Genomic DNA, 1,421 nt, shown 5'->3' on the forward strand with positions numbered 1-1,421 from the left:
ACTGATTCGCTTGTTCAACATTTTGTTTTCCTTATTACGGGTTGAAACGCGCTGTGTCGAACGGCTGAAACGGCACTATCGCGCTCTTTTTTCGTTCCGCAAACAAAAAGGCCCGCACACGAATTCTCGCGGCGGGCCTTTTTCTTATTTTTTTAGGCATGGCGGTTGGCCACAGGCGTTGGGCAGAATCGTAGCTGCGGTCTTCACCATGTGTCAATTTCATGAATCGTCTGGAATTAGGCGAAAAACATCTAAGAAAGCCCTTTACGCGGCAGAAACATTCAATTGCACTGTATTTCCCCAGTCAAACTTGACGCTCCACAATCGACGATTCAGTGGGCGCCACAGCGGGATATAGGGTGATAACCGGTAACTAAAATCTCTAAAACGACAAGAGCAATGGTGATCGCTAAACTTCGCGCAAAAAAAACGCTGCCATCCTGGCAGCGCTTTTTTTTTGATCAATCCGTTGTTTTTCTTTTTATCCTTCCATCACATCCCACAACGCATCCAGTTCCGCCTCGCTGAACAAACCAGCGGGGTAGCGCTCGATCATCGTCCGGCGCGGATCAGTTTCACTGATCGGACGCGTTCCATTGGACTTGAACCAATGCGCCAGAATCTGGAGCGATTCGCTGTTTACCGCCAGGGGATGCATTGCCCGCTCGCTCACTACATTCACTTCGGCGTTCATTTCAGCGCTCTCTCCCGGTTTGTGAGCGGCTAACTTATCCAAGGTTTATGACAGAACAACTGAGTTCTCCCCTCCCTGTTTTGCCCCATGTGCAATACAAGAGCTATGCCAATGTGGCTGGATGGTCGACCAGCGGATACAAAAAAGCCCGCAGTCCTTGGTGGCTGCGGGCTTTGGGCGATGCAAAGTACGAAAACGTTTGCCTGAGCCGATTTAGCAATGAACTCAAGCTGTTACAACTGCACTCACTCTTTGTGCGGCGCTGGCTGTTGTTGGGTAAGGCAGTGGATATTGCCGCCTCCCAGTAACAGTTCGCGGCCAGGCACCATCACCACTTCGTGCTGGGGGAACAGGTTCTGCAAAATCTCTTTTGCCGGACCATCAAGCGGGTCGTCGAAACTCGGTGCGATGATGCCGCCGTTGACGATCAGAAAATTCACGTAGGAACCGGCCAGACGTACTGACGGATTGCGCTCCTGGGTGCCATCCACCGGATCGACACCGGCACATTCTTCCTCGGTCGCGTACAGCGGACCCGGAATCGGCATTTTGTGCACTGTGAATGGGCGCCCCTTGGCGTCGGTGCTGCTTTGCAGCACTTTCATCGCCGCCTGGCAGCGCGGGTAGTTAGGGTCCTGCGGGTCGTCAGTCCAGGCCAACAGCACTTCGCCAGGACGCACGTAGCAGCAGAAGTTATCCACATGGCCGTCGGTTTCATCGTTGAACA

At 52.9% G+C, this 1,421-nt stretch carries 2 protein-coding genes; both read right to left on the minus strand.

Translation table 11 applies throughout. The features are described from left to right. Window positions 1-481 precede the first annotated feature (481 nt). Window positions 482-694 carry a hypothetical protein gene (locus D8V06_RS16990; protein ID WP_056852132.1) on the minus strand — a complete coding sequence of 71 codons (213 nt, stop codon included), beginning with the start codon at window positions 692-694 and terminating at the stop codon, window positions 482-484. A 245-nt stretch (window positions 695-939) separates the two neighbouring features. Then, window positions 940-1,421 (minus strand): agmatine deiminase family protein (locus D8V06_RS16995; protein ID WP_177434445.1); only part of this gene is annotated, 482 nt, incomplete at its 5' end.

It is taken from the genome of Pseudomonas sp. Sample_24, from assembly GCF_004307605.1.
In the GTDB taxonomy this organism is placed as follows: domain Bacteria; phylum Pseudomonadota; class Gammaproteobacteria; order Pseudomonadales; family Pseudomonadaceae; genus Aquipseudomonas.